The sequence below is a fragment of the Oceanibaculum pacificum genome (genome assembly GCF_001618175.1).
GTDB classification, from domain to species: domain Bacteria; phylum Pseudomonadota; class Alphaproteobacteria; order Oceanibaculales; family Oceanibaculaceae; genus Oceanibaculum; species Oceanibaculum pacificum.
Genome location: NZ_LPXN01000020.1, coordinates 1 through 9,359, shown reverse-complemented (window position 1 = coordinate 9,359; position 9,359 = coordinate 1). Strand labels below are relative to the sequence as shown.

At 65.8% G+C, this 9,359-nt stretch carries 9 protein-coding genes and 1 pseudogene; 4 read left to right on the top strand and 6 right to left on the bottom strand.

Going from position 1 to position 9,359, the window contains the following annotated elements; genetic code table 11:
* A pseudogene (locus tag AUP43_RS02285) lies at positions 1–377 on the top strand (SPOR domain-containing protein); the annotation flags it as partial.
* Here AUP43_RS02285 and AUP43_RS02280 read toward each other — a convergent pair.
* Positions 358–1,518 carry an MFS transporter gene (locus AUP43_RS02280; RefSeq protein ID WP_067552106.1) on the bottom strand — a complete coding sequence of 387 codons (1,161 nt, stop codon included), beginning with the start codon at positions 1,516–1,518 and terminating at the stop codon, positions 358–360. The pseudogene AUP43_RS02285 and the gene AUP43_RS02280 overlap by 20 nt on opposite strands.
* Positions 1,519–1,530: 12 nt before the next feature.
* Entirely contained in the window at positions 1,531–2,256 is a 726-nt protein-coding gene (locus AUP43_RS02275; RefSeq protein WP_067552103.1) for a hypothetical protein, read from the bottom strand.
* A 162-nt stretch (positions 2,257–2,418) separates the two neighbouring features.
* On the opposite strand from AUP43_RS02275, the gene AUP43_RS02270 reads away from it, so the two are divergent.
* Positions 2,419–3,294: a DMT family transporter gene (locus AUP43_RS02270; RefSeq protein WP_067552100.1), complete on the top strand. Its 876-nt coding sequence runs from the start codon at positions 2,419–2,421 to the stop codon at positions 3,292–3,294.
* Here the strand turns inward: AUP43_RS02270 and AUP43_RS02265 are convergent.
* A complete protein-coding gene (locus AUP43_RS02265; protein WP_067552096.1) occupies positions 3,291–4,508 on the bottom strand; it encodes an MFS transporter in 1,218 nt (405 codons plus the stop codon). The genes AUP43_RS02270 and AUP43_RS02265 overlap by 4 nt on opposite strands.
* A 182-nt stretch (positions 4,509–4,690) precedes the next feature.
* Between AUP43_RS02265 and AUP43_RS02260 the strand changes: the two genes are divergently transcribed.
* Positions 4,691–5,671, top strand: a complete 981-nt coding sequence (locus AUP43_RS02260) for a ketopantoate reductase family protein (protein WP_067552094.1) — start codon at positions 4,691–4,693, stop codon at positions 5,669–5,671.
* 75 nt (positions 5,672–5,746) lie between these two features.
* Here the strand turns inward: AUP43_RS02260 and AUP43_RS02255 are convergent, their stop codons facing one another.
* The 3 genes from AUP43_RS02255 to AUP43_RS02245 form a co-directional block, all read right to left on the bottom strand.
* Positions 5,747–7,054, bottom strand: a complete 1,308-nt coding sequence (locus AUP43_RS02255; protein WP_067552091.1) for a TRAP transporter large permease — start codon at positions 7,052–7,054, stop codon at positions 5,747–5,749.
* 9 nt (positions 7,055–7,063) lie between these two features.
* Positions 7,064–7,585, bottom strand: coding sequence for a TRAP transporter small permease (locus AUP43_RS02250; RefSeq protein WP_067552088.1), 522 nt, complete (start codon positions 7,583–7,585; stop codon positions 7,064–7,066).
* A 98-nt stretch (positions 7,586–7,683) separates the two neighbouring features.
* Complete coding sequence (locus AUP43_RS02245) at positions 7,684–8,658, bottom strand: TRAP transporter substrate-binding protein (protein ID WP_084462464.1); 975 nt, start codon at positions 8,656–8,658, stop codon at positions 7,684–7,686.
* Between the two features lie 161 nt (positions 8,659–8,819).
* On the opposite strand from AUP43_RS02245, the gene AUP43_RS02240 reads away from it, so the two are divergent.
* The gene (locus tag AUP43_RS02240) at positions 8,820–9,293 is read left to right on the top strand and encodes a PaaI family thioesterase (protein ID WP_232314856.1); all 474 of its coding nucleotides are present in this window, start codon (positions 8,820–8,822) and stop codon (positions 9,291–9,293) included.
* Positions 9,294–9,359: the final 66 nt, after the last annotated feature.

The window sequence follows — 9,359 nt, the reverse complement described above, 5'->3', positions numbered from 1 at the left end:
CGGCTGGCGCGCCGCGCCCGCTGGCCGCGCAGCCGCCCACCCCGGCCGTCGCCCAGCCACAGCGCCCGCCAGCAGCCAGCAATCAACCGCCGCCGCCGCCCGCCGCCGCGGGGCAGGAGAATTTCGGCCTGCATGTCGGCTCCTACCGGGCCATGCCGGCGGCCGATAATGGCTGGAAGATATTGATGGAGCGTCACCCGGACACGCTGGGCAAGCTGAAGGCGATCAAGTCCGAATTCGATGCCGGCGATGGGCGCGGCAGCTTCATCAGGCTGATCGCCAGCGGCTATGCGACGCGTGAGCAGGCCGTCCGCGCCTGTGGCACCTTGGAGGCGCAGCGGCAATTCTGCCAGGTGGTCAGCCTGCCGGCGTCGTGACGCGGCGGGCGCGCAGCAGCGCCACCAGGATGAAGCAGATACCGGCCAGCACCAGCACGATCAGCAGCCCGTGCGGATTCCAGATATCCATGCCGACACCGCCGAGACTTGGCCCGGCGACGCTGCCCAGGCTGTACAGCATCACGAAGGCGGTGTTCCCCGCCGCCAGCAGGCCGCCCTGGAAGCGCTGCGCCAGCATGCACAGCCCGACTGTATAGACACCCATCACCACGCCACCCCAGACGAACAGCAACGGCCACACCAGCACCGTGCCGATAGCGGCGGGCAGCAGCACCGCCCCCGCCACCCCAGCGCCGGTGCAGATCACCAGCAGGCTGCGCCGGTTCATCCGATCGGCCAGCCAGCCCAGCGGCACCTGCAGCGCCAGATTGCCGGCCAGGAACACCGATAGCAGCAGCACCGCCGTCTCCGGCGCGAAACCGACGCGCAGCGCATAGACCGGCAGCAGCGCGAAGATGGTGGCGTCCGACAGGCCGCTTACAGCTGCGGCCAGCATCACCGTGGGCGCCAGCGCCACCAGCCGGACGATATTGGCCGACCCATGCGCCGGCACTGGCGGCAGCGCATGGCGCGCCAGCGGCAGCGGCAGGGCGGACAGCGCCAGCAAGCCGGCCGCCACCAGGAAGGGCGTCGCCCCCTCGAAGCCGGTCACGCCGACGATCAGCGGGCCAATGGCGAAGCCGCCAGCGAAACAGGTGACGTAAAGGCCCAGCAGCTTGCCGCGATTACGCTCGGTGACGATGGCGTTCAACCAGGCCTCGCTGCCGATCCACGCCACCCCGACGGAGATGCCCAGCGCGAAGCGCAGCACGAACCAGGCCGGCAGGCTGGTGAAGACCGGCATCGCCAACAGCACCAGAATGCCGAACCCGATCGCAACATACATTACCGGCAGCAGGCCGAAGCGGCGAACCATCGGCGGCAGCAACGGTCCGCAGACGATGATCGCAAAGGTCGACATCGCGGCGTTCAAGCCGATCAGCATGGTGTCGGTGCCGCGCAGTTCCAGCAGCAGCGTCAGCAGCGGCATGGTGATGCCGATCATAAGCCCGGCGCCCAGCGAGACGATCAGCAGCACCGCCAGCGCGGCGCGCCGGTCGCGTTCCGGCAGGTCGGACATGGAAAGCCTCGATCAGGGGTAACGGCAGCGGTCGGCGGTAACCTGGACGAAACCGCGCTGGCCGGCAATCAGGGAAAACCGGTGCTCGACCGCGCCGATGACGATCGACTGGGTCAGCGGCAGCACGCCGGTCGCCACCTTTTCCTCGCCGCCGATCTTGGTGATGGTCAGGGTTAGCGGCTTTGACTGGTCGAACCAGGCTTCCGGCCGGCCGCTAGCGTCCAGCGCCGATTCGCCCATCGCACTGACCGTTAGCGTGTTATTAGCGAAAGCGACGTAGGAATTGGCGCTGTTGGTCAGCGGGGTGCGGACAAGGAAGCGCTTGGTCTCGGCGGCCTGGCAATCGCGGCTGCTGCTGGCCTGGCCGACCACGAAGGATAGCCGGTCGAGCGTGACGCCATCCTTCAGGCGCTGTTCGATCAGCGCCATCAGCGGTCGCAGCTCCTGGCGCGGCACCTCCGTCTCGAAGCGTTTCTGCCAGTTGGCGATCTGACGTTGCTGGACGCGCGCCTGTTCCTGCGCCGTCTCCAACTCCTGCGCCAGCACCTCGGCACGCTCGCGCAACTCGACCTGCTCCTCGCGCAGCCGGTCGAGCTGGGCGCGTCGATCCTCGATGCCAAGCTGGTAGCAGAACAGCCCGATCCCGCCCAGCACCGCCAGAAACAACAGAATGCGGAATGCCCGCCCCCAGGCGCGCCGACGATAGCGCCGGTCGTAATCATAAAGATCGTAGGACATGGGCAAGCTTCACGGCAGCGGGACCAGCCGGCCGATGGCGGGCCGGAAGAAATGATAACCCCTCACAATTACGCCGATATGATGACCAAGCAAACGCTGTTGCATAGCGGCATGCGCAGGTGGCAGGCGACGCCTGCCAAAACGACAGCTAGGCTGTCCCATATGAGCCGTCCCGAAACCGACAACGCCAAAGGCATCCTGCTATTGATGCTGGCGGTCGGCTGCTTCTCCTGCATGGATGCGACGGCCAAGTTTCTGCTCCGCGATCACGCCATGCCGCAGGTGCTGTGGGCGCGCTACAGCTTCCATCTGCTGGCCATGCTGCTGGTGCTGGGGCCGGGACGCAGCCTCAAGCTGATGCGCACCAGCCGACCGGCGCTGCAAAGTCTGCGCGGCCTGCTGCTGCTGGGCTCGACAGGTTTCTTCTTCCTTGGCATCCAGCATATTCCGCTGGCGGCGGCGACCTCGATCAACTTCCTGGCGCCGCTGCTGGTTGTGGCGCTCAGCGCGCCGATGCTGGGGGAGAAGGTGGGGCCGCGCCGCTGGGCGGCGGTGGTGATCGGCTTCGCCGGCGTGCTGGTGATCCTGCGGCCGGGGCTGGGGGCGATGCACCCGGCGGCTTTCTACATTCTCGGCGTGGCCCTGATGTTCGCCTTCTTCTCGCTGATTACCCGGATATTGGGCCGCACCGAGGATCCAACCGGCATGCTGCTGTACACAGCCGTGATCGGCGCGGCGCTCGCCTCGCTCGCCGCCCCGTTCTACTGGACGGAGGTGTCGCTGCGCGGCTGGCTGCTTTTCGCGTTGATCGGCGGGCTGGGCTGCATCGGCCACCTGGTGCTGATCAAGGCCTATTTGCTGGCCGAGGCGTCGGCGCTGGCGCCGTTCAGCTACAGCCAGCTGATCTGGGCGCTGCTGCTGGGCTTCATCCTGTTCGGCGACCTTCCTGATGCGCTGACCGTCGTCGGGGCCGGCATCGTGACCTTAAGCGGCCTCTATGTCTGGCACCGCGAGCGACAGGCTCAGCACCGCGCCTAGACCGCCTTGCGCCGGCCGATGCTGCCGGCGCTGAGCACCGTCAGGATGGTGACGATGCTGAGCGCCGAGATCGCCCAGAACAGCATGTTCGGATCGGCCCGGTCGAGCAGCAGGCCGAAGGCCAGCGGCGTGATCGCCCCGCCCAGGTTGAAGCCGGTGGACACGAAGCCGAACACCTTGCCGGTGGAGCCGGCCGGGGTGACGGAGCGGATCATCATGTCGCGCGACGGGGCCACCATGCCGCTGAAGAAGCCGGCCAGGCCGAACAGCACGGTCACCGCCATCAGCGTCAGATCGAATGCCGCCACGCAGGCGACCAGCAGCCCGACAAGGATGAAGCAGCCGGCGGCAACCAGGGAATGGCGTTCCGTCCGGTCGGCCAGCCAGCCGCCGGCCAGCACGCCGGCCGCGCTGGCGAACAGATAGGAAGTCAGCGGCGCGCTGGCATCGACGATGGCGACATCGTAGATCGACACCAGCGCCGATACGCCGAAGCTGGTGAAACCGCCATTGGTCATGGCAATGCCGACGAAGAACAGGAACCCCATGACGATGGGCAGGCTGAGCAGCAGCTTCATGCCCTGCGGGCCGGCAGCCGCCGTCGGCGCGGGCTTGGCGGCGGCGTCCGGCGCGTCCTCGCGCAGCACCGAGGCGAAGGCCGCCAGCACCAGCGCAACGGCCAGGCCGGCCGCGCCGACGATCACCAGCGCCATCTGCCAGCCCACGATATCCAGCAGAAACACCATGGTCAGCGGCGCGACGGCAAAACCGAAATAGCCGGCGAACGTATGGATCGAGAAGGCCCTCCCCATACGCCGCTGGCCGACCGACGCCGACAGGATGGTGTAATCCGCCGGGTGATAGACGGAATTGGCCAGGCCGGCGACCGCCATCAAGGCGATCAGCGCCCAATAGCTGGGAAAGATTCCGATGGCGGCGATCGCGATGGCCTCGACGATCAGCCCGGCGATCAGGATCGCGCGCGCGCCGAACCGGTCCACCAGGAAGCCCATCGGCGCCTGCGTCAGCCCGGTGGCGACATTGAACACGGTCAGCGCCAGCCCCAGCGCCGCGAAGCTGACTCCATAGACGTCCTTCAGCAGCGGAAACAGGGGGGGCAGCACCAGCATGTAGACATGGCTGAGAAAATGCGCCGTGCTGATCAGCCCGATGACTTTGGTGTCGCTGCGCGGCAGGCTGGCCGTGGCGTCCATCGATCGCTCCCGGAATTTCTTTAATGATTCTTAGCTAGAACAGTGCCGCCCTGGCGGCAAGGCCGTCAATGGCGGTGCATCGCATGTCAGAAGTGCAAATAAGCCGATGATCTATGGCGTCATTGCGGCGCAGGCTCGGGCGGTCTAGAAAGCGCGCATAACATAAACATGGAGGCTTTGGGGTGAAGATCTGCATTTACGGCGCCGGCTCGGTCGGCGGCTTCCTGGGCGCGAAGCTGGCGCAGGCCGGCGAGGATGTGACCCTGATCGCACGGGGGCCGCATCTGGCCGCTATCCGCCGCGACGGGCTGACGCTGCGCCAGGGCGACCCGTTCACCGTGCGCCCGAAGGCGACCGACGATGCGGCCGAGGCCGGCGTGCAGGATCTGGTTATCTGTACCGTGAAAGCGCATGGCGTCGGCCAGGCGGCGGCCGGCATGGCCCCGCTTCTGGGGCCGGACACGATGGTCGTCTTCGCGCTGAACGGCATTCCCTGGTGGTATTTCCACGGGCTGGGCGGCCCGCATGACGGCAAGCAGATCGCCCGTCTCGACCCCGAAGGGGCGATCTGGAAGATCATCGGCCCGCAGCGCGCCATCGGCTGCGTCGTGCATATCGGCGCGGAAGTGACCGCGCCGGGCACAGTGACCGTCACCGGCGGCGAGAAATTCGAACTGGGCGAGCCGGATGGCAGCGACAGCCCGCGCCTCGCCCGCATTATCGAGCTGTTCCAACGCGCCGGCATCGGCCATGTTACCTCCAACCGCATCCGCGACCTGGTCTGGTCGAAGCTGCTGGGCAACATAACCTCTAACACGCTCAGCACCCTGACCAAGGCGACGATGGGCGATCTCTATGCCGATCCGGTGCTGAAGAATTACATGCGGCTGATGATGACGGAAGCCGAAGCCGTGGCCAACGCGCTCGGCTCCACCGTGCCGCTCAGCGTCGAGGAACGCCTGTCGAAGGGACCGCGCCTGCTCGATTTCCGCACCTCCACCCTGCAGGATTTGCTGGCCCGCCGCCCGCTGGAGGTCGAGCCGATCATCGGCGTGGTGACCGAGCTGGGCGATATGGTGGGAATCGACACGCCGTCGATCGATCTGATCTACGCCCTGCTGCGCCGCCTGGCGATCAATGAGGGGCTGTACCCGGCCGGGTGAGACCCCGTCCCTAACGTCACTCCCCGGCCCTTCGGATCAAGCCCGAAGGGCCGGGAGTCGAGGCCGACGCCAGCGCTATCCCCGCATCGATGAGCGATCCGGCAACCAGGTGACGATCTCCGGGAAGATGGTGATGAGGGTCACCGCGATCACCATCAGGATGAAGAAGGGCAGAGCGGCATAGGCGATGTACAGGATGTTCCGTCCGGTCAGCCCTTGCAGGACGAACAGGTTGAACCCGACCGGCGGGGTGATCTGCGACATCTCCACCACCAGCACGACATAGATGCCGAACCAGAGCAGGTCTATGCCGGCCGCCTCCACCATCGGCAAAATGATCGCCACGGTCAGCACCACGACCGAGATGCCGTCCAGGAAGCAGCCCAGAATGATGAAGAAGATGGTCAGCGCCACCAGCAGCATGTAGGGCGAGAGCTGCATGTCGCGAATCCATTCCGCCAGCGTGCGCGGCAGTCCGGTGTAGCCCATCGCCACCGACAGGAAGGCCGCCCCGGCCAAGATGAAGGCGATCATGCAGGAGCTGCGGGTTGCCCCCATCAGGCTCTCCATAAAGCTCTTCCAGGTCAGCGAACCGGTGACCAGGGAGAGGATCAGCGCTCCGGCCACGCCACAGGCCGCGGCCTCGGTCGCCGTCGCCCAGCCCCAATAGATCGAGCCGATGACGAAGATGACCAGCAGGATCACCGGGATCAGCCGGCGCGAGGCGTAGATTTTCTCCCGGAAGGTCATGTTGAAATCGGCCGGCGGGGTGCGGCTGGGGAAGATGGTCGCCCACACCGCCAGATAGCCCATGAACAACGCCGCCAGCAGGACGCCCGGCAGCACGCCGGCGATGAACAGCTTCACGATGGAGACTTCCGCCGCCACGCCATAGACGATCATGATGATCGAGGGCGGGATCAGCAGGCCCAGCGTGCCCGACCCGGCGAGCGAGCCGATGGTCATCTTTTCGTCGTAGCCGCGTTTGGAAAGCTCGGGGATCGACATCTTGCCGATGGTCATCGCCGTCGCGGCCGAGGAGCCGGAAACGGCGGCGAACACCGCGCAGCCCAGCACATTCACATGCAGAAGCCGCCCCGGCAGCCGTGTCAGCCAAGGGGCCAGCCCCTGGAACATGTCCTCCGACAGCTTGGTCCGGAACAGGATTTCCCCCATCCAGATGAACAGCGGCAGGGCCGTCAACGTCCAGCTTGCGCTGGAACCCCAGACCGTGGTGGACATCACGATGCCCGGCGGCGCGCTGGCGAAGACGGCGATGCCGACGAAGCCGATGGCCAGCAGCGACATCGCCACCCAGAAGCCGCCCGCCAGGAAGACGAGCAGCAGGATGATCAGCAGGATCGATTGATAAAGCTGGTCCATGGCGCTCTCCTAATGCCCTTCGCTCGGCAGCACCAGATCGGCCTCGTCGTCGTAGGATGGCTTGTTGCCGCGCAACACGGACACCAGCTCGTCGACGAAGGCGATGGCGAGCACCAGAATGCCGGCGAACATCGCCGCCTGCGGAATCGCCAGCGGCACCGGTACCAGCCCGTCGGACACCTCCTTGTAGCGGATCGAATCCTGCACCAGAACCCAGGTGTACCAGGCGAAATAGCCCATCAGCACCGTGCCGGCCACGAGGCAGAGAATATCGACATAGCGCCGGCTCGCCGGGGAAAGCCGCAGCAGGAACAGATTGACCCGGATATGCGTGCCGGCGCGGAAGGAATAGGCCAGCGCCAGGAAGGAGGAGGCCGCCATCAGGAAGCCGGCGATCTCGTTCGCCGACGGCACCAGCAGACCGAAGAAGCGGCCGATGATCTGCGCCATGATCAGCGCGCCGATGCCGGCCAGGCAGATCGCGGCCAGATAGCCGCAGAGCTTGTATAGGAGATCGAGCGCGGTGCGCATGGCATCACCACCTGGAAAATAGTTGCAGCGGGACGCGAATAAGCAAAAGCGGCCGGCGCGGTTCTTTCGTCCGCCCCGGCCGCTCCCCTGTCAGCCGATTACATCTTGTTGTAGGAATCGACGATCGTCTTGCCGTTCGCGCCGGCCTTCTCGGTCCATTCCTTCACCATGGTGGCGCCGACCTTTTCAAGCCCGGACTGCAGCTCAGCGCCCGGCTTCAGCACTTTCATGCCGTTGTCGCCCAGCGCCTTCACCGTGGCCTCTGCTTCCTTCTTGCTGGCTTCCCAGACGCGCTTCTCGGACTCGGCGGCCGCTTTCAGCAGCCCATCCTGGCTCGCCTTATCCAGCCCGTCGAAGGCGCGCTGATTCACGAACACGATGTTCTTCGGATGCATCGCATCGGTCTGGTAGAAAACCTTCAGGAAGTCCCAGGCCTTCACGTCCACGCCGGTCGCCGCCGAAGTCAGCATCGAGGTGGCGAGGCCGGTGGAGAAAGCCTGCGGCACTTCGGCATACTGCACCGTGGTCGGCACCGCGCCCAGCAGCTCGGCGAGGCGCGAGGTGGCGGCGTTATAGGCGCGGAATTTCTCGCCCTTCATCTCGGAGACCGAGCTGATCTCCTTCTGCACGAACAGACCCTGGCCCGGCCAGGGAGCGGCATAGAGCAGCTTGATGCCTTCCTCGGCCAGCAGCTTCTCCAGCACCGGCTTCTGCGCCTGGTAGAGCTTCCAGGCATTGTCATAGCCGACCGCCAGGAACGGCACGCCATCGGCCTCGAACACCGCATTCTCGTTGCCATAAGCGGACAGCAGGATTTCACCCATCTGCGCCTGGCCGGTGCGCACCGCGCGCTTGATTTCCGGCATCTTGAACAGCGAGGCGCCGCTATGGATGTTGATGGTCAGCTTGCCGCCGGTCGCCTTCTTCACATCCTCGGCGAACAGGCGCGTGTTCTTGGTGTGGAAGTTATTGTCCGGGTACGGCAGCGGCATGTCCCAGGTCTGCGCCGTGGCGAGGCCCGACATACCGGTAAGCGCCAGGCCCACGGCCATGGCAGAGAAGAATTTCCGCATTTGTTGCTCCCTGTCCGGAGAGTTGGTGAGATGTCGGCGTTTACACCGATCAACCTGTTTGCTTTGCGTACAAGCTAGACTGTACACATGCGATTTGATGGTCAAGCGATTAGGCAACATCGCCTGTCGCGCGCTCCCCCTAACCGGATGAAACCGCCGCCATGAATGACGACAGCACCCTGCTCGCCCCCGCCGACGGGCTGATGGAAACCCTGATCGGCCTGGAGCCGACCTCCGGCTTTCAGCAGACCATGGGCTATCGGCTGGTCGAATGGCGCGAGGGTTACGCCGCGCTGGAGATGGACGTCGAACCCAAGCATCTGAACCGCGCCGGCGTGATCCATGGCGGCGTCGCGGCCTCGCTGCTGGACACGGTGTGCGGCTTTTCCGGCTGCTACTGCCCGGACCCGGCGCGGGTGCGCAAGGCTGTCACCCTGTCGCTGACAACGCAGTATCTGGGCCAGGCCAGCGCCGGCACCCTGCGCGCCGTGGCCCGCGTGCGCGGCGGCGGCCGGAAGATATTCTTCTGTGCCGGCGAGGTGTTCGGTCCCGACGGCACGCTGATTGCAGCCGGTGAAGGCACTTTCCGCTACCGCTCCGGCAGCGAGGACGCCGCCGGCAGCCCGCGGGAGTAGGCGCCGCCTTCCCTCAGACCATCACCCCCGGCCTCCTTCACTCCAACCGTCATTCCCGGCCTTGTG